We start from the raw sequence: 26861 nt of genomic DNA, 5'->3' as shown, positions 1-26861 counted from the left end.
TGGATGGGTGACACCCGGTACGCCTTGCCCCGTCGGGCCCGGCCTGTCTGACATTCATGTGAGGTACCGATAGCGGCTATCGATCATGTGAATCGAAAGCGCTTCGGCCAAACTAGAGCCTCATGGAGACGCAATTGATAAGATTGTTGCAAGCAGATTAAATCTGTTCGTTTCCAGATGAAACTATCTGGACAAATCAAGTTTTTGCTGCGACTGCACGATCCCTAAAAGGGGCAAAAATGCAGTATGAGTCTACGGCTGCGCAGGGCGGTGATACCGCTTTGCAAAGCTTCTTGATGCTGGCGCAATTTCTGCGCGTGGCAGTCGATCCAAATCAGCTGATTCACGAACGCGGGCGGGGCAATGACCCGTTTACGCCGCAGGACATATTGCGCGCCGCGAAACCTCTGAAGATCAATGCGCGGCTGAAGCGGGTCCCGGTTGAAAAGCTCTCACGGCAACCCCTGCCAGCAATCGCGCGAGGCACTGACGGGCGCTTCTTCATTCTCGCGAAGATCGACGAGCAGGACGGCGCCGAAAAAGCGCTGATTCAGCGCCCGGACGGCGACGGCAAGCCCGAAATCTGGGACGCCGATACCCTGGCTGCGGAATATGGCGGCGAGCTGATCTTCATGACCACGCGCGAGATGCTGGCGGGCGGACAGCGCCGGTTCGACGTATCGTGGTTCATTCCTGCATTGGTGAAGTATCGCAGCGCCCTTCGCGACGTCCTGCTGGCCAGCTTTTTCATGCAGCTGGTGGCACTGGCGACACCGATCTTTTTCCAGCTGGTCATCGACAAGGTGCTCGTCCACCAGTCGATGACAACACTGACCGTGCTCGCGATCGGTTTCGTCATCATATCCGTGTGGGAAGTGATTCTGTCCGGCCTCAGGACCTGGCTGTTCGCGCATACGTCGAACCGCGTGGATGCGGAGCTTGGCGCGCAGCTGTTCCGGCATCTCCTGAAACTGCCGCTCAGCTATTTCGAAAGCCGCAGGGTAGGCGACAGCGTGGCGCGTGTCCGCGAATTGGAAACCATTCGCGAATTCCTGACCAACTCTTCCGTGACCCTCGTCATCGACCTGCTGTTCACCTTCGTGTTTCTCGGCGTGATGTACATCTACTCGCCGATGCTGACGCTGGTCGTGGCGATTTCGATCCCCATTTATATTGCGATTTCCGTCGTGATCACGCCCGCCCTTCGCCGCCGCCTGGAAGAGAAGTTCCAGCGCGGAGCGGAAAATCAGGCGTTTCTGGTCGAGAGTGTGACAGGCGTCCAGACGCTGAAATCCATGGCGGTCGAGCCGCAGATGCGCGAGCGCTGGGAAAAGCAGATCGCAGGCTATACCAAGACCAATTTCGACGTCGTGCGGCTGTCGAACTGGGGCAGTCAGTCGGTGCAGCTGGTCTCCAAACTCACCACTGTCGCCATCCTGTATTTCGGCGCGAAGGCCGTGATTGGCGGTGAGCTTAGCGTTGGCGCGCTGGTTGCCTTTAACATGCTGGCGGGGCGCGTGGCCCAGCCGGTGCTGCGGCTGGCGCAGATGTGGCAGGATTTCCAGCAGGTGCGCGTGTCCGTCGAGCGTCTGGGCGATGTTCTGAATGCCCCCGCAGAGCCGGATCAGAAGCTGGGCCGTGCGGCGCTTCCCAAAATCGAGGGGCGCATTGGCTTTGACCAGGTGCGTTTCCGCTATCGCCCCGACACCCCCGAAGTGTTGCGCGGTGTCAGTCTGGAGATCGCGGCGGGCGAAATGCTTGGCATCGTCGGTCCGTCGGGATCCGGCAAGTCGACGCTGACGAAGCTTGTACAGCGGCTTTATGTGCCGGAGCAGGGCCGCGTGAGCGTCGATGGCACCGACCTCGCCATGGTCGATCCCGCATGGCTGCGGCGTCAGGTTGGCGTCGTGCTGCAGGAGAACATCCTGTTCAACCGCTCGGTCAGGGACAACATCGCGCTCGCCGACCCCACATTGCCGCAGGAGCGCGTCATGGCCGCCGCCCAGGCCGCGGGCGCGCATGAGTTCATCCTGGAACTGGCGGAAGGCTATGACACGCAGATCGACGAGCGCGGCGGCAATCTGTCGGGCGGGCAGCGCCAGCGCATCGCCATCGCCCGCGCGCTGATCACTAACCCGCGCATCCTGATTCTGGATGAGGCCACCAGCGCGCTGGATGCGGAGAGCGAGGAGATCGTGCAGCGCAATCTGAAACTGATCGCGAAGGGCCGCACGGTGCTGATCATCGCACACCGCCTCAGCGCGGTGCGGCAGTGCGACCGCATCATCACGGTCGAAAAGGGCGAGATCACTGAAGAGGGCGATCACGAAACGCTGATCCGCGCCGGTGGCCGCTACGCCGAAATGTACAAGCGCCAGATGGGAGTCCCGGTATGAGCGTCGCATCGGCCGCGGCCGATCGTTTCCCGTCGCTCGCGCGGCACTGGGCGGTGCTGCGCGCGGCGTGGAGTCAGGAGACGGAGCGCGCAAAAACGCACCGGAAAATCGACGAGACCGACTTCCTGCCCGCCGCGCTGGAAGTGATGGAAACCCCGCCCAGTCCGATCGGACGCGGCCTTTTGTGGTTCCTGATGTCGTGCCTGGCCATCGCGCTCTTGTGGAGCTTTATTGGCCGCATGGACGTCGTTGCCGTCGCCCCCGGAAAGCTGGTGCCGGAGGGCCGCGTGAAGACCGTGCAGGCGCCGGAACTCGGCATCGTCCGCGCCTTGAACGTGCGGGAGGGGCAGCGGGTGGCCGCCGGGGATGTGCTCGTCGAACTCGACCCGACCGTCGCCGATGCGGAGGCGGGACAGGCCGAGCGCGCGCTTCTGGCGGCGCGTATCGATGCGGCGCGGGCCAGGGCCGTCCTGGGCGGCCTGCAGGGCGGCAATGCCACGTTCACTGCGCCCGAGGGAACGCCGGACGCCGTCGCGCGGGTGCAGCAGACGCTGATCGCGGCGCAGCTGGCGGAGTACCGCGCGCGCAGTGCGGGCCTTGCCGATCAGGCGCGGTCCGCGCAGGCGCAGGCGGGCGCCGCGCGTCAGGAGATCGCAAAGCTCGGTGAGACGGCGCCGCTGCTGCGCGAGCAGGTGGAGGCGCGCCGGGAGCTTGCCGAGCGCGGGTTCCAGTCGAAACTGCAACTGCTCGACTATGAAGCCGCGCTCGTGGAGGCGGAGAAGAACGGCGCCATCGCCCGCAATACCGAGCAGCAGGCGCTCGCGAGCGTATCGGCCGCGCGGCAGGGGCAGGCACAGGCGCGGCAGGAGGCCATCCGCGCCGCGCTTGCCGAGCTGTCCGACGCGGAAAACCGCATCGCCATGGCGGTGGGCGACATGACCAAGGCGGGCCGCCGCGCGGGGCTGATGCAGCTGACCGCGCCGGTGTCGGGGACGGTGCAGCAGCTGAAGCTTGCCACGATCGGCGGCGTCGTGCAGCCTGCCGAGGCGCTGATGGTGGTGGTGCCGGAAGGCGGCGGCGAAGGCACCAGTAGAAAGGCGCCGCGTGGTGACCGTCATGACCTTGTCGCGGAGGTCATGTTATTGAACAAGGATATCGGCTTCGTGCGGGAGGGGCAGGAGGTGGCGGTCAAGCTGGAGGCGTTCCCGTTCACCGACCACGGCCTGATCCCCGGCACGCTGACGCGCATCAGCAGCGATGCGGTGGAGCAGGAGAATGTCGGCCTGGTCTACACCGCCCGCGTCGCCCTCGACTGCGCACCGACCGGCGAAGACACACGCAAAGCCGCCCAGACCGCCGCCCTGTGCCGTGCAATGTCGGCGGGCATGACCGCAACGGCGGAGATCAAGACGGACCAGCGCCGGATTATCGACTATTTCCTGTCGCCGATATCGAAGGCGACCAGTGAAGCGGGGAGGGAGCGGTGATCCGCATTTCAACGATTCTGTGCATGTCGCTGCTGATTTCCTGCATACTCATGAAGTACCCAGGTATTCGTCTTACTGCGGTGCCTGTTTCGGAAACCGAGGCGAAATTGCAAAAGCTCGCGCGAAACGCTCAGGAGGGTTTTAAATGGGCGCAGCTGGAGCTTAATCACAGGGACAGGGGCACTATACTTAATTTATGTTGCCATTGATGCAGGGCGTCGGCGATGTTGGCGGTGGTGCGCACGGCCGTGCGATGAGACGCGGCGCGGCGATTGTCTGCGTGCGGATTGCTCCATGTCATATGATTGTTACGTGGATGATGCTAAGCATGTTTTATATTGGATTCGCGGGGGCAATCGATGAGTATGGAGACTGGGGCATGTCCGTCGCCCCCTGATAGCCTGACCCCCAAGACCGCCGCCCTGTGCCGCGCGATTTCAGCGGGCATGACGGCGACGGCGGAAATCAAGACGGACCAGCGCCGGATCGTCGACCATGTCCTGTCACTGATATCGAGGGCGACGAGTGAAGCGGGGAGGGGGCGGTGATAAAAATCAAACTTGTAAAAATGCCATTGAATTGCATAGGATTCTTAATGCCATTAAGCCTCATTTCTGTGTTATCATTATCTGCTGCGATGCTTGTACTTTCTTGTAGCTCATCGGCGCCAACGGAAGCTCTATCTAATAGCGACCTTGTTTCTGTATATGATGAGCTAATCCAAGAGGCTATTGGTGGTGGAACGCTTACCTCCCTGCCTTCAAAGAAATTCGATATAGTTATTGGATTGAGAAGAAATGGCGAGTGCCTTGATTGGAACGCCGACGATGTTGATTCCTCTCATCGCGATACATTGTCATCTATTAGTGACTTATACATGAAGTTTTCTCGAAATAGCGAGCAAAACTTTGAGGTTATTATACGCGGACGCGCGTGTGCGACCGAAAATGATGGATATCTAAATTTGGACATAGAGATATCAGATAAAGATGATTCAGGATTAACTGAAGTCCTCGTTAATGATTTATCTAATAACTGCGCAATCTATAGGGCAAAAGAACGAAGTTATGTAGTACATATACCTGAGTCTGAAAAATACATTGATCTTTCTGGTCAGGCGTGTGCCGTTGCAGCCTCTTTCACTAGTTTAGGTCTTCATGGACTGGCCGAATATACGATGAGGGTGGACCTCGAAGATATCCATTCCCCGCGCTTATTTCCGCATATGTTCAGCGGTAATAGTATAGATGTTGTGTCATTTTCAAATATTTTTCCCGTGAACGATGAATACAAAGAAAATAAGGAGGAATTTATTGAAGAAAGATTAAAAAAATCTGGAGAAAATCCGTTTGATCTTAATCTAGATAAAAAGCGTTACTTAATGCAGATAATGCGTGATCGCATACATGCCATGAGTGGAGATAAATGATGCCGTTGACTCACGTCAGTTTTCAAGAGATGTCAGATCTTTTACGAAATGCAGCAGCGAAAAGTGTTTCGACTCAGCAATTTTCAGCGATCTTTAATGTTCTAGAGAGTCAAGGCTATTATATGAAGGTCGCGCCAAATTTCGGCGTTGGCATTAATCTAAGTACAGACGTATTTTCTATTGGTGGAAGTCTGACTTTCGATGATCGCGCAGTCAATGCGTCAGGCAGCTTCTTAATTGGCGGTAGGGGCAGAGCGGTTGTTGGAAGCTTAGATCAATTCGAGGGTTTCGATAGCGACGAACTCGTCGTAGTGATGGAAGAGAGTGTTAAAGGGCTGTCAATACAATTATCTGCTGAGCAAAATAATCAAAATCAGATTAAATCTGGATTGCTATCAATTTCATTAACTTGGCCATTCACAAATGCCGGTGTTAGGTATGGTTTTAATATCCAGATGTATAGCAAGCAATCATTTGTAGAAGATTTTGCGATTACTCAGCTTTCGAATTGGATTGATAACCATTATAGTGAAATCTCAGCCGAATTTAATGCTTCTAAGGACGATATCGTTTCCGATATCGTTGGTGGAGAGGGGCCAAATTGGCAAGCAGCAGCAATGTTCTCACTATATAAGCGATTTGGTATTAAAAACTTCGACCAACTTCCTGCAGTTGGTCTTGACCGTAACCCATTCACCGGGGCAAATGGTGTATTTGATTTCGGACAAGACTTTTCACTGGAAACAGGAACAGTAAATGGTGATAAAGTTGTTAATATCTCTACCCGCTTTGAAAGTAGGGTAATTGATGGTGACAAGAGATTTGTAACCGAAACGACGACACAGTATTGGTCGCCAGAAGTTAGCCCGGAGGGAAGGATTAGGCCCAGCGGACGACCAGTATCCACAGAAAATCCACAAATACTTGATAAACATTATGAAGTAAATTACGTAAAAGATCAATTCGGGAATATTGAGCCGGGATCCGTCCTTTTCAATGGTGAGCTAGTAAGTAAGCCTGGTAGGACAGCAGAAGAGGACCTTAAAGCGGCTCGAACAACGCAACAAACTATGATTGAAAATCACTGTTTTGGTAAAGATACCAAGATTGGTATGGCAGATGGTTCTAAAAAATCAATTATTGACGTTTGTGTTGGTGACAAAGTTATAGCATTTGATTTAAATAATGAAAAATTTTGCGAGGAAGTAGTATTAGAAACTCATAGGGTGGTATCTAATCACAGCGTTGTACTATTTGGTAAAACAATTACATCACTAGGGCATAAATTCCTCTGCTGTGACAATAAGTATTATGAGTTATCTGAAATTATTGAAAGAAATCTTAGTATTAAAAATTACGATGGTTCAATAATGCCGGTAACATCGAAAGACGTATTTATAAGACACGAACAAATAGAATTGTTTAATCTAACTGTAGGAAGGTTGAACAATTTCATCGCAAATAATTTGTTGGCCCACAATACGTCACTCGTTACATTCTTTGATCCTGACGATAGCCTTATAGAGGCATCTATCTCTAATGACGGGACATTCTTTGCTAGACTACGAAATGCGGCAGGGAATGAAAATTATTTGGCAGGGCAGAAAGGTGATGATGGCAATACTGAATTAGTTGAAAAGGTAGAAGTAGTAGATTTCCCGAATCACGGCGAGGCGCGAATAATTAGGAGGTGGGACGAATTCGAGGAAGGTGGAGAGCCTATTGGGGAGCCATCGCTGGATTTTGATTTTTCTCGATCTCTCATTTCTGGCGAGCAAATTGGGTCGCTTTTTGGCGGTATCTTGGGACGACATTTGGTATCTGATCCGTTGGGTTCAGTCGCGTCGAGCACAGTTTTAGGCGCGGTAATGGGAAATCTAGGCGAGGCCGCTCAAGCTTATTTTTTGAGATTGCCGGTAGACGGGGAAGGACTGCCGATCCAATTTGACGATGCGCTTGACGTAGCGTTCACCGATTTCGGTATAGATTTGGCATCATCCGGTGCTGGCGCCGTATCTGCGTTTTTGACTGGTGAATTACTGGCTTCTTTAGGTATTGATGGCGCCGTTGGGAGCGTGCTGCAACAGAGCGCGAGCACGTCCGTTGCTACAATTTCCAACAATTTACTTCGGGCCGGTACCATTAATGTGGATACTGGTGTTAAATTCAAGTGGAACGATGGACTTGATGGCGCTGTCGGCAATGCCTTTGGTTCTTTTTTGGGAACCTTTGCCGCTTCTCAGATTGTGGCATTTGACACTATTGGTGGCCAGTTGGGCTCATCTATAGGGGCAAGTATAGGCAGTGCGGTGGCGGGAAAGTTGCTTGGTGACGCGCTGGCGGGACTCGGAACTGCGCTCGCCGGACCTGCAGGTGCTGCGATTGGTGCATTTGTGGGCTTTCTTCTTGGGGGGCTGATCGGGTCTGTTTTTGGCGGCACACCTCGTTCGGGCGGGGATGTATCATGGGATTCCGCCAGCGGAATGTTTGTGGCAGAGAATTTTTGGGCGAGAAAAGGTGGCTCGATAGAGGCAGCTGCCAATATCAATAAGACAGTTGCCGATACGTATAATTCCGTGCTGTCATTTGTCGGTGGTCGTCTCTCGAACTTTGATGAAATAGATTTTGGAGGTTACGGCCTACGAAAAGATAAGTGGGTGTGGTGGAAGGACAGCAGTAGATCCAAAAATGCGATAGCATTTCGTTCCACTGATTTTGCAGAGGTAACAAATGTCGGTGTCCATCATGGTATTTCTAAAATGGAAATCTCTGGCGGAGATACATTTTTGAAGAGAGCATTGTATAATGGTATTGAGCTTGTAAGCAGAGAAAATTTCGTTATCGAAGGTTTGTATAGTGACCTTCTGGTGGGAAAACGATTTTCGGAATATTTTCAAAATCAGAAAATTGTAAACGCAATAATCGCGTCATCACCAGATAGTGCATTTTCAGCAGAATGGGCAATTACGTTTGTCAGGGCTAGCGAGCTCGGAATACTGGAGCGGCATAAAGCGGATTGGTTTGGAGGATACTCGGACTTTTTAGCGCGTGAAGACGCGGTTTCTTCAAATGTAAAGTTTTATTTTGAAACTGATTACGCAAGCGGAAAACTATCAAGGGTGATTTCTGATGATACTGATTTTGTCTTTTTCGACACGATTTTTGCGGCGTCTACAGATATTATCGATGGTTCGACCGGGGCTGACAGAATTAAATTCTCAGGCAATTTTCTCGAGGGGCAATCTGGTGATCTCAATTCTGGAGTTTTGGTCAATGGTGGCATCCATGATACAGCGGATCACAAGATCAATGTAGCTGCGACTGTTGTTGCGGGTTCAGGTGACGATGTGGTGATGTTGTCTGACCGCGGCGATAATGCTCTAGGCGGTGCGGGCAACGACACGCTTTATGGCGGCCGCCTCGACGACTGGCTGCTTGGCGGAGACGGCGATGATACGCTGGTGTCCGGCTCTCAATCCGGCGGCCTGGGCGGTGACGGGAATTATCTCGATGGCGGGGACGGCAACGACACGCTGACCAGCCGAGAGGGGTCTGACTGGCTTGAGGGCGGTGCGGGCAATGATGTGCTGATCGGCGCGGGCGGGGACGATATCCTGTCCGGCGGCGGCGGCGACGATACCGTCTCGGGCGGCGCTGGCGATGACCAGTATATCTACCGCGCGGGCGGCGACAGCGACATTTTCGAGGATGACGGGGTCAGTTACGGCACGGGTCAGGGGCAGATCGCCCGGATCGACACGGCGCAGCGCATCGCCGACCTGACGGCGGGGCTGATCGTCAAGGACTGGATCGGCGACACGCCCTATGTCGAGCGCACGCGCGCGATCAGCGGGCGTTCGGGCAGCGCGGGTCACGCGGCGGGCGGGCGCGACGCGCTGGTGCTGGGCGCGGGGATCAGGCTGGAGAATATCGCGTTTCAGCGCAACGGGGAGGACATGCTGGTCCTGGTCGTCGACGATCAGGGCGTGCCCCTGCCGGGCCAGGTCGTGCGCATGGTGGACTGGATGGACCCGTTCAAGCGGATCGAGATCCTGCGCCTGGCCGACGGCACCGAGCTGGAGATCGGGAATTTCGCGAGCTTCACGCGCGGCACCCAGGGTGACGATGTCATCGTGGGCACGAGCTATTCCGACTTCGTGCACGGCGGTAGCGGCAATGACGTGATCTACACGCTGGGCGGCGACGATGTCGGTATCGGCGGCGCGGGCGATGACTTCATCAGCGCGGGCACCGGCCGGGATATCGTGCTGGGCGCGGACAGCGACGACCATGTGATGGGCGGCGCCGATGCCGACGTGGTCACAGGCGGCCGCGGCAATGACCGCGTCTTCGGCCAGTCCGGCGATGATATCGTGGCCGGTGAGGCTGGGAACGACCTGGTTGTGGGCGGTAGCGGCGATGACATTTTCCGCTTCTCGCGCGGGCACGGTCATGACATTGTCTTTGATGCGTTCACGAATGACTGGATCAATGTCTGGCAGCTGGGCGAATTCCAGAACGGACATTATACCGAAGCGGATTCGCTGGTCATTCGTACCCGTGAAGGCGCACTCGTCTTTGACGGCAGCAACTGGCTTTTGAACGCAGAATATGACTGGGAAAACGGTATTCTTCGTCGCCACATGACGGGCGAAAGCGCGGACTCCGGGAACGATACGCTTGAATTCGATATCGGTATCGACGTCGCCGACATTCAGATGATGACCGCTGACAGCGACCTGATCCTCGGCATCGGCGAAAGCAATGCCGAATCCGGTGGATTTGCCTCTTTGGTGGATTCCATCACTTTGAAGGACTGGCAGCTCGACTGGGGCACGGCAGGCAAGCCGATCGAGCAGTTCTCCTTCTTCAATACGGGGCTCCTCGACACCGGCAGCATCGGTATCTGGGGCGGCGGCGGTACGGACGGTGACGACACGATCGTCGGTGGCGGCGATGGGGACTGGCTGACGGGCAATGCCGGGGACGACTTCATCGAAGGCCTGTACGGCGACGATATCCTGAACGGCAATGGCGGACAGGATATCCTCGATGGCGGTACGGGCGACGATGTCCTGTTCGGCGGCGCGGGCGATGATGTGCTGCGCGCGGGCCAAGGGGACGATATCCTGATCGGTGGCAGCGGCAACGATACGGTCGATTACAGCCATCTTGCCACATACGCGACCTATGTGAACATCTATCTCGACCATGAAGAGTTCAACACGGAAGACGCCGCGGGCGATACCTATGAGAGCATCGAGAACATCACAGGGTCACGGCGCAAGGATCGCATTTACGCCAATGACGGTGATAACGTTATCGAGGGCGGCGCCTTCAGTGATACGCTGTGGGGCGGCGGCGGTGACGACACTTATGTTTACGGCGAAGGCACTTTTCATGCCGACACAATCCATGAAGGCGAGTTTGCCGTCGATGGGACTGGTGTGGCCACCCTTACCGGCGGTGATGGCGGCCTCGATACGATCGAACTCGATCGCATCTCGGATATAAGCGAACTTAATCCCAGATGGCAGAATGGGAATGATCTGCAGCTAAGGATTACGGGGAATCTGAATTCGATTATAATCAAGGATCAGCGACTTGGCGGCGCGAGTGCCGTTGAGCTCCTGCAGTTTCAGGATGGGCTGACGATCGACCTTGCCCATGTTTTCTATTTGTACGGCGGGGGCCTGATCGGCGGCGCGGAAAACGACCTTATTGTCGGCTCACCCCATGACAATGTCATCGAAGGGCATGATGGCAATGACGCCCTCGGCGGCGCCTCGGGCGATGACAGTCTTTACGGCGGTGCGGGAGATGATAGCCTTGAAGGCAATATTGGCGCCGATCATCTCGATGGCGGCGCGCATACGGTTCGCGATCCCGCCGTCGAAGGCCAGAACGTGCAACTGGGGGATACCATCCGCTATGTCGTTTCGGATGCGGCGGTCACCGTCGATCTGGCTGCGGGTACAGGCTCCGGCGGTCACGCGCAGGGTGACACAATCGTCAATGTAGAGAACATCGTCGGCTCGGCTGGATATGGTGACACATTGTCGGGTGACGCCAATGATAACTGGCTAAAAGGCTTGGCGGGCGACGACACGCTGGACGGACGCGGCGGCGATGACGTCCTGTACGGTGGTGACGGCAATGACGTATTGACGGGCGGCGCGGGCATAGATGCCATTTACGGCGGTGACGGCGACGATGCTCTGACTGGCGGAGATGGCAACGACCAGCTTTATGGCGATGCCGGTGCCGATACGCTGGACGGCGGTGACGGCGATGACACCCTCGCAGGCGGCGAGGGCGACGATATCCTGACCGCCGGCAGTGGTAACGATGCGCTGCAGGCATATGCCGGATCGGACACGCTGTCCGGCGGTGACGGCAATGACGTATATCTGCTTGGCGGTAATGGTAATCACACCATCACCGCAGGAGCAGGTTATGACGACGTCAGCCTGACGGAAAGCCGTGCCGAGGACCTGACGTTTGAGGTCGTTGCTGGCGATCTGAAGATCAGCGATACGCTGACCGGTATGCAGGCGACAATCGTCGGCTGGGCAAGCGGCACGCACGGCGTGCGCAGCATCACGGCCAGTAATGCAGGACTATCTAAATTCGATCTCGAGACCGCTCTTCAAGCTGGCGGCGTGCTTGGCTGGGAAGATCTGGAATCCGTCTGGCAGTCGGCGGGGATTTTTTCCAGCCGTGCCGTTTATGAGGGCACCAGCGGAGTGGATACGCTCGCGGGCGATCCCAATTACTTCGGCGGCGCGACATTCGAGGACAAAGCCGGCAACGACCTCGTCACCGGCACCGATTTTGATGATACATTCCTGTCCGGCGCGGGCGATGACCACCTGAATGGCGGTGAAGGGAACGACACTTTCATCTCTGAGCTGACTGCTGGCTTCGATTATTTCGATGGCGGTGCCGGTTTTGACGAAATCGTCATAAAGGATGGCGACAATGCGCTCGGAATCCGCACGCTGACTTCCATCGAACGCATTCGCGCGGAGACGAGCAGTATTCTGCATTTCCGCAATGGCAGTTCGGTCAATATCGACCTTTCAAATACTGAACTCGTCGGAATTGAGCGGCTCGAGCTTTCGAGTTTACAAGACAGCCTGATCGGATCTGTCGGCGATGATCATATTCTCGCCGGTGCAGGCGTTGATATTGTCGACGGCGGCACAGGTAATGACCGGATCAGCGGCGGGGCGGGCAGCGATACATTATCTGGTGGTGCAGGAACGGATCAACTCGACCTGTCGACCGAGGCTGGCGATTGGACAGTAGACCTGACTGCCGGAACGGCCACCAACGGAACAGACACCGACACAATCGACGGTTTCGAAGACGTAACCGGGTCGGACGGCAACGATCATATTACTGGTAACGATCTGGCAAATCGCATCGCTGGCGGCGCTGGCGACGATGAACTGTTCGGCGGCGCTGGTGACGATGTTCTCGTTTCCAGCGAAGGCGTCGACAGTTTCGACGGCGGTGCAGGCAATGACACGATTGACCATGGACACGCAACGTCAAGCATTATCGTGGACCTTGATGCAGGTACGTTCAAGTCAGGCCTGACGGCAACGCAAAGCGTCGCATCCATAGAAAATGTGATTGGCGGCAGTGCCTCCGACACATTCTTTGGCGATGACACCAACAACAGGTTCACCGGCCTGTCCGGTAACGACACGATTATCGGCCGCGGCGGTGCGGATACGGCCGTTTATTTCGGGATCAGCAGCGATTACAATGTACAAGCCGGAACCAATGGCAATTATACGGTTCAGGATATCAACGCCGCCGACGGAGATGAGGGCCAGGATAGCTTAAGCGGAATTCGTTATCTGGCGTTCGCCGACCAGATAATCGACTTAAACCCTGATAATGTTGCCCCGCGTATCGTGACGGAGGTCCCGGACCTTGCGGCAGATGAAGATGGGACATTCAGTTTCACCGTGCCCGCGGACGCTTTCGCGGACGATAATGGTGACGATTTTCAGATATCGGCTACACTTGCAAACGGCGACGCGATTAGCACGACCGGCTGGCTGAACTATGATGAGGCGACCCGAACTTTCAGTGGAATCCCAGGGGATGCGCACGTCGGCACCCTTTCCATCGCTATTTCCGCGCGCGACAGCGAATTCATCACGACGCAAATCTTTGAGCTGGAAGTACGCAACGTTAATGATGCACCGACAGCAGTAATATTTGCGGGAAGCGTCGACGAGAATGCACCGGCCGGCACCGTCGTCGGCAATGCCGTCGCCGTCGACGACGATCTGAACGATACGCATAGATATCTGCTGATCGATCCAAGCGGGCTGTTTCAGATCGACGGTGCGACGGGCGCGGTCACGGTTGCCGCTGGCGCCGAGGTCGATTTCGAGGATGATCAGGCGCACGACGTCACGATTGCCGCCACTGATGCCAGCGGTGCATCTGTCGAACAAACATTCGTGATCAGCGTCAATGACATTAATGAGGCGCCTAGTGATATCGAGTTCACGGGTTCGTCCAGCATTGACGAGAATGAGACCGGCGCGCTCCTGGGATATCTCGGCGTTATCGATGACGATTCAATCAATGTTGCAAATGGTCAGCATTTGGTGACCATATCCGACGATCGCTTCGAAATATCCGGATCGCAGCTGCGCCTGAAGTCAGGCATAGCGCTGGATTATGAAGCCGGAGATACGTCAATTACGCTGACGATTACAGCGACGGATCAGAATGGCGCCGGGCTCGCCTATCAGAAAGACTTTGTTTTTGCCGTCAACGACCTGGTCGACGTTGTGAATGGCACGTCCAGTCGTGACATATTGAACGGTGCGAGCGGCGCCGATGAAATCAACGGTTTTGATGGCAATGATCATCTTTATGGCCATGGGGGTGCGGATATCCTCCAAGGCGGTGCCGGCCTCGACAGGCTCTATGGCGGTAGCGGCGCGGATTATCTCTATGGCCAAGCTGATAATGACCATCTCTACGGCGAGGACGGTGACGATTATGTCTATGGCGGTAGTGGCAACGACTATGTGAATGGTGAATTTGGCCATGACCATGTGTATGGCGGAGCGGGCGACGATGATCTGCACGGCCAAAGAGGCAATGACTATCTGGATGGCGGCGATGGCGCTGACGTCGTGAGTGGCGGTGACGGTGACGATACGCTGCTCGGCGCCGCTGGGAATGACAGGCTTTACGGCGATGGCGGCGACGACGTTATCAGCGGCGGCGCTGGAAACGACGTCATTTACGGCGGGACCGGACAGGATCATATCGACGGCGGTTCGGGAGATGATATTCTCACCTACTACACCGCAACCAGCGGTGTCACCGTGGACCTTGAACTGGGGACTGGCAGCCGGGGGCAGGCCAGCGGCGATACGATAACCAGCATCGAACAACTTTTTGGAACGACCCATGATGACGTCCTTTACGGGTCGTCCAGAAATGAGCGGCTGGAAGGGTATGGCGGAAACGATATACTTTATGGCCGGGCTGGCGACGATATTCTGAGAGGGCGAGAGGGTGACGATACGCTCTACGGCGGTGACGGCGCCGATAAACTCTACGGCAATGAAGGAAACGACACGTTATATGGAGAGGCTGATGGCGACGAGCTTTATGGCGGCGATGGGAACGACACGCTAAACGGCGGCGCTGGCGGTGATAAACTATATGGTGAGGCCGGGGACGACATCCTGAATGCCGGTGATGCTGGTGACAACCTCTATGGTGGTGCCGGAAATGACATTCTCACCGGTGGTAATGGAGATGATAATTATCATTTCGACCGCATGTCGGGTGAGGACATTGTCCACAATTACGACGCGGATGGTGGTCAGGACCAGCTGAGCTTTGGACCCACAGTAACAAAAGACCATCTCTGGTTCGAGAAGTCCGGACGCGATGTGATCGTTTCGGTTTTGGGCACCACCACCAAGGTAACCGTTAAGGACTGGTACGACATTAACGGAAATCCCAGTGCCAGTTTCGTGATCGAGCAAATTGTGGGCGGCGATAGCGTCACCAACGACATCGATGTCGAAGGTTTGATCGCGACGATGGCTGCGCACAGCAGCGGACCGCCCCCGGGCGCGACTGAAATCCCGGCCGCCATTCAGGCGCAGGTTGACGGCCACTGGTACGGGAATGCGGCTCCGGTCGTGACCGGACTTGCGAGTGTTCGAAACTTCACTGAGGATAGTGGCCCAGTTTCGCAATCATTCACCGTGTCAGACGATTTCACCGCCCTTGCCTCGCTGCAGGTCGTGGACATCACCTCCAGTAACGAAGCGCTGCTGTCTTCGTCGCTGATCACGGTGTCAGGAACGGGCGCGACCCGCACACTGACATTCGCGCCCAATGCCAATGCAAGTGGCAGTGCCATCATCCGGTTCGCTGTCGACGATGGCGGCCTGAAGACGCTTCAGGAGTTCACGGTGAATTTCGCGGCCGTCGCTGACGCGCCGACACTCGCCCTTGCGCAGGCCAATGGTTCGGTCGATAGCGGCAATGAAGGCATGCCGATCGGGCTTGATATCGCGGCGGCGCTTACAGACACGTCGGAAACGCTCGAGATCGAGATTAGCGGCGTTCCTGCATCGGGTGTCCTGAACAAGGGGTCGAGGCAGGAGAGCGGCAATTGGCTGTTGTCAGCGGGTGACCTTGCCGGACTTACCATCACACCGGCTGTCAATGGCGCAGGACAGGACCTGAACCTGACCGTCACGGCACGATCTTATGATGGCGGCGATACCGCGGAGACGGTGGACAGCATCGCGATCGCCGTGAACGGCGCGCCGACCGCAAACACATTTAATTTCAACGTCGATGAAAATGTCGCGCTGGGCACCATGGTGGGGACGGTCTACGCCAGTGACCCCGATCCCGCCGCGCATCGCGACGGGGACATTCGCTACCGTTTCGCCAATGGCACGCTCACATCGGACGACGGGCTGTTCACGATTGGCATTGACAGCGGCGCGATCAAAGTCGCCGCCGGTGTGGATTACGAGGCATTGTCCGGCGTTGGCCATCAGGTCAGCTATCAGTACATCGCGAGCGACCGGAACGGAAATCCTGGGCATTTGTCAGATGAAGGCACTGTCGCGATTGCTATTAACGATGTGAATGAAGCGCCTGTTCTCAATCCTGCCTATGATGCGATCCTTAATACTATAGACGAAGATGCCACGGAAACAGCGGGCCGGCTGATGAAGGAAATGTTGTCTGCAGCCGCGATAACCGATCCAGAGGGCAACGGGCTTGAATCGATCGCGCTGGTGGCCGTGGATGGCTCGAAAGGGATTTGGCAGTACAGGCTTGCGAGCAATGGAGGCTGGGTCGATGTCGGTTCGGTATCCGAAACAAACGCTCTGCTGCTGGGCGAGGAAGATCGTCTTCGTCTGAAGCCGAAAGCAAATTTCAACGGCACGATATCGCAGGCGATTACCTTCAAGGCGTGGGATGAATCGAGCGGTGTTGCCGGGACGAAGGCGGATGCGTCCCAGGATGGCGGTGCGAGCGCCTTTTCGGTCGAGACAGATACCGCACGGATCAAGATAGTAGCGGTCAACGACGCGCCAATCATTACGGGTTCCTATAACCTTCCGACGATCAGCGAGGATCCATCCACGAATGTTGGCCATAGCATTACGGATATGGTCCGCAACGGCCGCACGAGCGACCCTGATGGAGCTGCGCCGATTTCCGTCGCAATTATTGGGGCGAGCTCCAGCGACGGCCAGTGGCAGTATTCAGTTAACTCAGGGACGAGCTGGAACAGTTTAGCGAACGCATCCAGCAACAATGCGCGGCTTCTCGCAGGCACTTCCAGCCGCGTCCGGTTTGTCCCGAACGCGAACTTCAACGGAGTACCCAGTCCGATCACCATGCGAGCCTGGGACATGTCTGTCGGGGTTAATGGCGGAACATATGCCATTACCCAGACAGGTGGAACCACCGCGTTCTCATCTGCCACGAGCACCAGTACAATCACGGTGTCACCGACAGGAGATAATCCAGACCGGCCAACGACGAGCAAACTTGTTCGAAGCTCGTTTGTAGAAGGTGAAGCTCGGCATCTCGTGACGCTAACCAGCATCGATGTAGACGGTCCCACGCCAGCGCTTGAGGTCAGCGGCCAATATGCAGCCCATTTTGAAATCAGGCCTGGTAACCAGCTATGGAGCAAATCCAACATCCGCTACGAGGATTTTGCCGATACTACGCCCACTGTCAGTGTCATCGCGCGCGATGGTACGAACCGTACGTCTGCGGCATGGAACGGAACCTTCACGATTATCGATCGCAACGAAGCGCCGACCGCAAGTTTCTCCCTCGCGCAGCCAAAAGTCGTTGAGCAGGCAAGCTCGACCATTAAAGTCGGAACGGTCAATATCAGCGATCCTGACCCCAGCACAGCAGCTAATGGGCAGCATAAAATCGGCTTCTACTATAATGGAGTCGTGAATAACCATTCACAGGACGGGCGCTTCAGGGTCGTTGGCAATGACATTTATGTCTTGGGCAACATCGATTATGAGAATTCTGGTCCGAACAACCAGTACCAATATGTTTTGCACATCCGCGACCGCAATGGCGGCGCTGGTTATCTAGAGGACACTGTCAATATAACGATCCCTGTTGGGGATCTGCCATTTGCGCCTACGTTCGTGCAAGCGCCGAGCAGCCCTAACGGTACGATGACCCTTACTGCTGATGTATGGACGCATGTGACATATTTCCGCCTTGAGGATGACGATGGTGACGATTTGGCACCCATTTTTGAGGTGCAAACGGCACCAGGTTCTCAAGGTCTCAAAGGTACGTATCAAATTAAAGCACTCAGTGCAGGACTCTTCAGTTTACAAATTAAATCTATCACAGGCGGTGTGAGCGGCGAAGATACCGTCACGATAGAAGCGAAGGATGTTGTCGGTGCGACTGGTCCGAAACGCGCGATTAACGTTGCGTGGGTCGCGAATACTCCTGGCGGGTTGCCGTCTTATCCCGTTGCCCTTGATCTTGACGGCGAAGGTATTGAACTGATCAGCCTTGCTGATTCGAATACAAAAGTAGACATGAATGGTGACGGGAAGAAGGACGTAACCGGCTGGATCGGTCCAGACGATGGTTGGCTCGTTCTGGACCGCGACGGAGATGGCAAAATCGCTGCGTCCGAGATCTCCTTCATCAACGATACGCCCGGCGCAACGTCCGACCTGGAGGGGCTTGCGATTTACGACACCAACGGAAACGGGCTTCTGGATTCACGCGACGAGCGCTTTTCCGAGTTTCAGGTGTGGCAGGACAGGAACAGCAATGGCAGGTCGACCAGGCGTGAGCTTATGTCGCTTGCCGAGGCCGGTATCGAAGCCATCGAACTGAAACCCAAACCGACCGGCCAGATCGTGCCGGGCGCGACCGACAATGTGATAACCGGGACGTCCCGGTTTTTTCGCCAGGATGGAAGTGTCGGCGAAGTCGGCGACGTGGCGCTGATGTATATTGATCGGGCGACACGTCGGCGCAGGAGCACTGGTGACGCCCGGCCACGCGCTGTCGATGCCGCGCTCCTGACGACGATCATTGTCGATATCGAAAATGACGGTGTTTCGAATGTGCGGGTGCGGAACGGCCCCAATTTCGATCAGGACGGAGATGGCGACGCCGGACGGGTCGGCTGGATTGGCGCTTCCGACGGATTTCTTGTACGAGACGGGAATGGCAATGGCGTGGTCGACGGTGCCGATGAACTGCGCATCGGGGCAAATGGCGACAGCGGTTTCGCGGCCTTGAGAACGTTCGATGCCGACGCGAACGGGCTGATTGACCAGAATGATGCCGTGTTCAGCAGTCTGAAGGTCTGGCGCGACCTCGACCAGAATGGCGTGTCGAGCCAGGACGAAATCTTCTCGCTTGCCGATATCGGTATTGATCACCTGTCCCTGGAAACGCTGGAAGGCCGCCGCAAGCTGAGGCGGGTCAACAATACCGAGACTCGTAGCGGCGAGGCGTACAGGGGCGACGGGTCGAGCATCGCGCTGGCAGAGATTGCGCTTGGCATTTCGTCCGAGGAGGCTGTCGATAATGATGCCATCCTTCCGCAACTGGCGAACATCCTGGAGTATCAGGGCGGGCAGGACAGAGATCCCCGTGCCCAGTCGCTGGCGCGCCGGGAGTCGCTCGCCATTGGCGGCGGCCGGGCAGGTACGGGTGAAAGTGGCGCAGCTGGACCGACCGGCTTTGAAAATGCGCTCGACCAGTCACTTGATGATGCCGGTCGATCCCAGACCGCGGTTGGCCGGGACATCTCGCAACTGGTGCAGGCCATGTCGAGTTTCGGCAGCGCTTCAGACCATATGGCGGAAAGCCGTCTTAGCCCCCTCGTTGACACCAACGGCTTCCGGTCGGAGATGTTCAAGACGCTCAGCCGCGTGTAGGAAACCTCATGAAAAATGAAAAACCCGCCGCGAGCGGCGTGACGATCAGTCACCTTTTTGGGGAGATGACATGGCTAATGAGCCAGTCCCCTCTCCACCGGGCTCTGCCAATCTTCCAGTTGGAAATGCTGGTGATGGCGCCGATCATGCTGCGCCAGCTTTATATCTTTCGCGACGGCGACAAGCCTGTTGGCTATGCGACCTGGGCATATTGTAACGCGGCCGCGGAAGCGAAGCTGGAGAAGGGCCTGCTTGCGCCTGGCGCAGCGTTTGCGGCGGACGACTGGAAGTCCGGCGACACCTGCTGGCTTGTCGACCTCGTCGCGCCATTTGCAAATGCCCAAAACCAGCAACGGGAGATCATGATCGCCGATCTTATTTCCGGCCCGCTGAAAGGTATAGAGATCAAGCTGCAGCATCTGGATCCGAAAACGGGCGCGCGAAAAACACAGACGATAGCCCCCGATGCAGGCGAACAGTTGAAGGCGAAACTCGAAGAAGCAGCATCGAAGATTAACTAAAACCGCTGCGCGCGCACCTTCATGTCCGCCATCACCTAGGTTGACGAAATCTGAGTTTGGACTCGGGGGGACGGGGACACCGGTCCACCCTTTTCGTATGTTTTGAATAGCGGTTCGGTCGCTCCACCGGCATCGCCACAAGGCATGCGGAAAATGGTGCCGCTTAGGTGACTCGAACACCTGACCCCATCATTACGAATGATGTGCTCTACCAGCTGAGCTAAAGCGGCCCGGGAGAGAGGGAGCGTGGGCTCCGCAACTGCCGAAGGCGCGCCAGATAACAGTGTGCGGGCGCGCTGACAAGCGAGATTGGCGGGATACGAAATCCGGCGGGATGTTAACCATCTCGAAAGTGCTGCATGTCAGACGTGCATGAGAGAAGAACTTTTTCGTCGGTTGGGGTTTGTTGTGATGGACAGTGTAAACGGCGTTTTCGCGGTTGCTGAGGATCAGGCGGACGAGCCGGAATTCGAAACGCCGCCGGTATTTGTCGAACAGGATGAGCGCCGCATGCATGTGCGGGCCTATAATCACTGGGCGGGCCTTCTGAACGGGCGTGAATTCCCTGCGCCGGATGATTATGCGCCCGAGATGCTTGATGATTTTGGCGCAAACAGCGTCCTTTTGGACTTCACGGCCGGTAGTCAGAAGCCGGTGCTGCGTTACGTCGGGGACTGGTTGCGTGAGGAATGCGATCTTGAGGTCGGCGAAACCGGCGTGGAAGCCGTCCCGAGCCGCAGCCTGCTGTCACGCCTGACCGACCACTATTTCGAAATCATCGCGAATCGCGCGCCCATCGGCTTCGAGGCCGAATTCACCTCGCGCCGGGGGAACAACACGCTCTATCGGGGCATATTGATGCCGCTCAGCGCTGATGGTTCCACGATCGACCATGTTTATGGAGTGATCAACTGGAAGGAACTTGCAGAGCCGGAAATGGAGGCCGCACTGGCCGCCGAGGCCGGGTTCGCGGAACTGTCACTCGCGCCGACGGAAGGTGTCGATTTCGCGGATGGCGCGGATGGCGCGGATGATGCGGAGAAGCGGGCAGGCGGCGGCGTCGCCGACTGTCTGACGCGCGCCCGCGATGCCGCAGACGCGCTGAACAAGAGTGATGACCGCAGCCGACTTGCGCTCTACGAGGCGCTATCATCGGCATGGGATTTCCATTTGAGCACGCTGGGCGCGCCCGATGAATATGCCCGGCTCCTGTCGCAGAACGGACTGAAGGTTCAGCAGCGTGCGCCAATGACGCCGGTGGTGAAGCTGATTTTCGGCAAGGATTATGACAAGACCAGACTGACTGAATATGCCGCTGCGCTTTCCCATGCTGCCCGCGCGGACGTGTCTGAGGATGGCTTTGGCGCCTTTATCCAGACATTCGATGGCGGGCTGAAAGGAATGGTGAAGGCGGAACGCGCCGCGCGCCGCGCCGAATCGGCAAAGCCGACGGTGGACCGCAATGCTGCGCTTCGCGATAAATTGCGCGCCGCGAAGTCCATTGCGGTACTGCCGCTCGATGTTCCGGGCGACGAGGAGTTCGTTCTGGTGGTGGCCCGCCGTAATGCCGACGGGGGGCTGGGCGTTGTGGGCGCGGTCGGACATCATGAGGAACTGGTCGACCGGGCGTTACGCCGTCTTTGATATCCGGCGTTTGAACGACATAATCCAAGAAGACTTTCCCCGTCTTGCGTCCTCCCTTCGGGAGGAGCATAAGCGCCCCCCTCGCTGCAAGTCACAGGGCTGCAAGTCAAAAGGGCGCAGGTGTGTACATGGTTAAGGGACGCAAAGACCCACTGGAACGGGCACTTTTCGAAGGCGCGCTGCCAGGTGAGGCGGATGAGCTGGACGCCAAGGCCTTGAAACGCATCACCGGCCAGGTGCGGGGCGCATTGAAGGAGCGCGAAGCCGGCACCACAGTCATCCAGGTCGACAGTATCGAACCGGTTCCCGGTCACAGGCGCACGGGGCTGGTTGTCGTCAACGACGACATGCCCTTTCTGGTCGATTCGGTAACCAATGCCCTGACTGCGCGCGGCATGGCGATACACCGCCTGCTGCATCCGATCCTGGATGTGCAACGAACGAAGGGCGGACGGCTGAAATCGGTCGAGGCCGCGAATGGCGACGCCACCGACGGATTGCGCGAGTCGCTGATCTATGTCGAGGCGGACCGCATCGGTGCCCGCGGCCGCGCGGACCTGGCGAAGGAACTGACCGAGGTGCTCGCGGATGTCAGATCGGCGGTCACCGACTGGCGCGCCATGGTCGCGGCCATGCAGGAGGCGGGCAATTCGCTGGTCGCCGCGAAGATTCCCGCGTCGGCAGGAGAGGTGATCGAGGCGAAGGCCTTTCTCGACTGGCTGGCAGCGGACAATTTCACACTTCTGGGTTTCGCAGCGTACAGGTTTGACGGCGCGCTGGCCGATGAGACCGTGGAACCTGTCGTCGAGGCTTCGCTGGGCCTGCTGTCCGATCCGGATTTCCCGCTGTGGCGCGGCGCGGGTGGTTTCGAGGTTCTGCCATCGGCGCTTCGCGAATTCATGGCAACGCCCGATCCCATCCTGATCACGAAGGCGAATGCGATCAGCCGGGTGCACCGCGCGACCTATTATGATGTCATCAGCATCAAGCGCTATAATGACAAGGGCGAGGTTTGCGGTGAATATCGTTTCGTCGGCCTGCTGACATCAGCGGCGCTTTCGACATCTCCCGACGACGTGCCGATCATGCGTCGCAAGATCGAAGACGTTCGCAAAACGCTGGGTTTCGATCCGAAAAGCCATAGCGGCAAAGCCCTGACGCACATTATCGAGACGTTCCCGCGAACCGACCTGTTCATCGTCGGTGCCGACCGACTGGCGGAAATGGCAAGAGGCATGCTGTCGCTGCTTGATCGCCCCCGGCCGCGTATTTTCGCGCGCAAGGATCCGTTTGACCGCTATGTGTCCGCGATCGTCTATGTTCCGCGCGAAGCCTATAATACGGGTATCCGCGCGCGTATCGGTGCGATGCTTGAGGACGCGTTTCAGGCACGGCTTGCCCGTTTCGACGTCGAACTGCGTTCGGAGGGGCTGGCCCGCGTGCAATATTATCTCGGCACGACGCCGGGCGATGTGCCGACGCTGAATGAGGCCAGCCTCAACGAACGGTTGCAAAAGCTTGTGCGCGGCTGGGACGAGGCCCTGGAATCCGAGCTGATTCAGCGCCTTGGCGGCCAGCGCGGCGGCCGCCTGTCGCTCACGCACGCAGGTGCGTTTTCCGCCAGTTACCGCGACCAGTTCGATGCGGTGGAAGCCGCCGCGGATATCGAACGGCTTTCCGATCTTGATGGCGAGGGTGATCGCGACGTTCTTTTCTATCGGCGCGCTGGCGATGCCGATCACACGCTTCGGATCAAGATTTACCGGGCCGGCAAGATTATCCCGCTCAGCGACATGGTGCCCGTCCTTGAAGCTTTCGGGTTTCGTGTGATTGAGGAATATCCCTTCGACCTGCATGGTGGCCGTCACGGCTGGATCCACGATTTCTTCGTCGAAAGTACGCATGGCGAAGCCCTCGACCTTGATTTTCTAAAGGTGCAGGCGGAATCGGCATTGAGGGCCGTGCTAACGGGCGCGCGGGAAAACGACGCCTTCAACAGTCTGGTGACCGGCGCTTCGCTTCGCGTCGAACATGTGACATGGCTGCGCGCCTATTTCCGCTATTTGCGCCAGACCGGCCTGACTTATGGCATGCCCACGGTCGTTGAAGCGCTGCGGCGTCATCCGAAGCTGACGGCAGACCTGATCGGGCTGTTCTATGCGCGGTTCGATCCTGCGCAGACGAAGCGCGATGCAGAGATCAAGGCTCGTGAAAAGGCGATTGCGGAAAAGCTCCGTCATGTGGCCGCCATCGACGAGGATCGCATCATTCGGCTTTACCGCGATGTCATCGATGCGACGTTGCGCACAAATGCCTTTGCCGAGGATGCCGAGGCGCTCGCGTTCAAATTCGACAGCGCGGCCATTCCCGGCCTGCCGCAGCCGGTACCGTACCGCGAGATCTGGGTGTACAGCCCGCGTGTCGAGGGCATTCACTTGCGCGGCGGCCCGATTGCACGCGGCGGCCTGCGCTGGTCCGACCGGCGCGACGATTTCCGGACCGAAGTTCTCGGTCTGGTGAAAGCGCAGATGGTCAAGAACGCCGTCATCGTGCCCACCGGTTCGAAGGGCGGGTTCTATCCAAAGCAGTTGCCGCCCATCAGCGACCGCGAAGCGTGGCTGGCCGAAGGCATTGCCTGCTACCGGATATTCATCGGTTCGCTGCTGTCACTGACGGACAATCGCGTGGGTGACAAAACGGTACCGCCAAAGGATGTGGTCTGCCGCGACGATCCCGATCCCTATCTGGTGGTTGCCGCCGACAAGGGCACCGCGACATTCAGCGACATCGCCAATGAAATCAGTGTGGAGCGTGGTTTCTGGCTGGGCGACGCCTTCGCGTCTGGCGGCGCGAACGGCTATGACCACAAGGCGATGGGGATTACCGCCCGCGGCGCGTGGGTCAGCGTGGAACGTCATTTCCGCGAAATGGGCGTCGACGTCCAAAGCGACGTGGTCACCGTTGTTGGCGTTGGCGACATGTCCGGCGATGTTTTCGGCAACGGCATGCTGCTTTCGGAAAGCCTGAAGCTTGTGGCGGCGTTCGATCATCGCCACATTTTTGTGGATCCCGATCCCGACCCTGCGAAAAGCTTCGCGGAGCGCGCGCGCCTGTTTGCGCTGCCGCGTTCATCCTGGGAGGATTACGACCCCAAATTGATCTCCAAGGGCGGCGGCGTTTTTCCGCGCGCGCAGAAATCCATCAAGCTGTCGCCGCAGATTTGCGAGCTGCTTGAGATCGACGAGAAGGAAGTCGCGCCCTCGACACTGATGAAGGCCATCCTGCGGGCGAATGTCGACCTGCTGTGGTTTGGCGGTATCGGCACCTATATCAAGGCGGGCAGCGAAAGTGACGCCGATGTCGGCGACCGCGCCAATGACGAAATCCGCGTCGATGCGCGTGAGGTGCGTGTGAAAGTGATCGGCGAGGGTGCGAACCTTGGCATTACCCAGCACGGGCGCATCGCCTTTGCCCGTGGCGGCGGCCGGGTGAATACCGACTTCATCGACAATAGTGCGGGCGTCGACTGCTCCGACAATGAGGTGAATATCAAGATTGCGCTGCAGGAGCCGCTGCGCACCGGCGCGCTTGATATGGAGGCGCGCAACAAGCTGCTGGCGAGCATGACGGATGCGGTCGCCGCTCTGGTTCTGCGTGACAATCATATGCAGACCCAGGCGCTTTCGGTGGCGGAAGCGGGCGGCCCAGCAGCGCTGCCGGCGTTCCAGCGCGTGATCCAGCTGCTTGAGGCGCGCGGCCGCCTCAACCGGGCCGTGGAACATCTGCCGACCGACGAACAGCTGACACAGCGTGCGGCTGCGGGTTTCGGTCTGACCCGGCCCGAACTTTCGGTGATCCTCGCTTATGCCAAGACGGTCATTTACGAGGCACTGGTCGCTTCCGATGTCCCCGACGACCCGGTACTGGCCGAGGATCTCTCAATGGCGTTCCCCGATGCGCTGGAAGCGCGGTTCGCGCCGGAGATCGCGGCGCATACGCTGCGGCGGGAAATCATCGCGACCAAACTCGCCAACCAGATGGTCAATCGCGGCGGTATCGCGCTTGCCTTTGAACTGGCCGAGGAACACGGCACGACGCTGGCGCATGTCGGTTCGGCCTTCGTGGCGGCGCGCGAACTGTTCGGTCTGCGCAATTTATGGCGAACGATCGATGCGGCTGAGGATGCCGATGGCGAGGAGCGCATTGACGCCGCCGCGCATATCATGCTGCACGCACAGTCCATCACCGGGCTTCGGCTGCACATGTCGGACCTGATCCGCGTCACCGAGGCGCATGACCATCCATCGGATACGATCACGGCGCTGAAGCCGGGTGTCGATATTCTCGCATCCGATATCGAGGCGCTGCTGCGCGACGAACCCCGTGCCCATCTGGAGCGCGTTCGTCAGCGCCTCTCAACCGGCGGAGCGCCGCAAGCGATCTCCGAGCGATTGATCGATCTGCAGGCCCTCGACGGCGCGATCTCGACATCGCGAACGGCGTTCGATGGGGGCATCGACGTTCGGTCCGTGGCGATCGCCTATACCCTGCTTGGCCAGGAAGTCGGCCTCGACTGGGCGAAGGCGGCGGCGGCACAGATGAATCCGACGGATCCCTGGGAGCGTCTGCTGGTCGCCGGCCTTGTGCGCGACTTTGAGTCGCTGCGCATCAGCCTGATCCGGCAGATCACTGTAAAGGGTGCCGATCCGAGCGCTGCCGTTTGCAAATGGCTGGAACAGCATAAGGAGCGTGCGGATCGTATGCGGACCGGTATAGACCGCGCGCGCAATTCCGGTGCCGTGACGACAGCCATGCTTGCGCATCTTGCCAGCCAGGCACGTTCCCTGCTCGCCATTTGAGGGGATTTCGGGTAGGAACATCGTAGGTTCATTGCACGTTCAAGC

General features: G+C 57.4%; 8 protein-coding genes and 1 tRNA gene. 8 read left to right on the top strand and 1 reads right to left on the bottom strand.

Annotated elements, in window-relative coordinates; translation table 11 throughout:
• Nucleotides 1–239: 239 nt before the first annotated feature.
• The 6 genes from KCG44_RS11495 to KCG44_RS11470 all read left to right on the top strand — a co-directional run bounded on the left by KCG44_RS11495 (nucleotide 240) and on the right by KCG44_RS11470 (nucleotide 20313).
• Nucleotides 240–2396, top strand: a complete 2157-nt coding sequence (locus KCG44_RS11495) for a type I secretion system permease/ATPase (protein WP_218446220.1) — start codon at nucleotides 240–242, stop codon at nucleotides 2394–2396.
• Nucleotides 2393–3883, top strand: coding sequence for an HlyD family type I secretion periplasmic adaptor subunit (locus KCG44_RS11490; protein WP_218446219.1), 1491 nt, complete (start codon nucleotides 2393–2395; stop codon nucleotides 3881–3883). Before KCG44_RS11495 ends, KCG44_RS11490 begins: the two co-directional genes overlap by 4 nt.
• A 359-nt stretch (nucleotides 3884–4242) precedes the next feature.
• The gene (locus KCG44_RS11485; protein WP_218446218.1) at nucleotides 4243–4431 is read left to right on the top strand and encodes a hypothetical protein; all 189 of its coding nucleotides are present in this window, start codon (nucleotides 4243–4245) and stop codon (nucleotides 4429–4431) included.
• The gene (locus KCG44_RS11480) at nucleotides 4428–5312 is read left to right on the top strand and encodes a hypothetical protein (protein ID WP_218446217.1); all 885 of its coding nucleotides are present in this window, start codon (nucleotides 4428–4430) and stop codon (nucleotides 5310–5312) included. The genes KCG44_RS11485 and KCG44_RS11480 overlap by 4 nt, the downstream gene beginning before the upstream one ends.
• Nucleotides 5309–19792, top strand: a complete 14484-nt coding sequence (locus tag KCG44_RS11475; RefSeq protein WP_218446216.1) for an SPM autocatalytic domain-containing protein — start codon at nucleotides 5309–5311, stop codon at nucleotides 19790–19792. The genes KCG44_RS11480 and KCG44_RS11475 overlap by 4 nt, the downstream gene beginning before the upstream one ends.
• Nucleotides 19793–19800: 8 nt before the next feature.
• Complete coding sequence (locus KCG44_RS11470) at nucleotides 19801–20313, top strand: toxin-activating lysine-acyltransferase (protein WP_218446215.1); 513 nt, start codon at nucleotides 19801–19803, stop codon at nucleotides 20311–20313.
• A gap of 154 nt (nucleotides 20314–20467) precedes the next feature.
• Here KCG44_RS11470 and KCG44_RS11465 read toward each other — a convergent pair.
• A tRNA-Thr gene (locus tag KCG44_RS11465) sits at nucleotides 20468–20543 on the bottom strand.
• 181 nt (nucleotides 20544–20724) lie between these two features.
• On the opposite strand from KCG44_RS11465, the gene KCG44_RS11460 reads away from it, so the two are divergent.
• Nucleotides 20725–21957 carry a PAS domain-containing protein gene (locus KCG44_RS11460; protein WP_218446214.1) on the top strand — a complete coding sequence of 411 codons (1233 nt, stop codon included), beginning with the start codon at nucleotides 20725–20727 and terminating at the stop codon, nucleotides 21955–21957.
• A gap of 128 nt (nucleotides 21958–22085) precedes the next feature.
• Nucleotides 22086–26816, top strand: coding sequence for an NAD-glutamate dehydrogenase (locus tag KCG44_RS11455; RefSeq protein WP_218446213.1), 4731 nt, complete (start codon nucleotides 22086–22088; stop codon nucleotides 26814–26816).
• Nucleotides 26817–26861 lie beyond the last annotated feature (45 nt).

The organism is Pacificimonas pallii (assembly GCF_019204005.1).
In the GTDB taxonomy this organism is placed as follows: Bacteria; Pseudomonadota; Alphaproteobacteria; order Sphingomonadales; family Sphingomonadaceae; genus Pacificimonas; species Pacificimonas pallii.
Note: the sequence above shows the minus strand (reverse complement) of the source record. Positions and strands in the feature narration are given on the sequence as shown.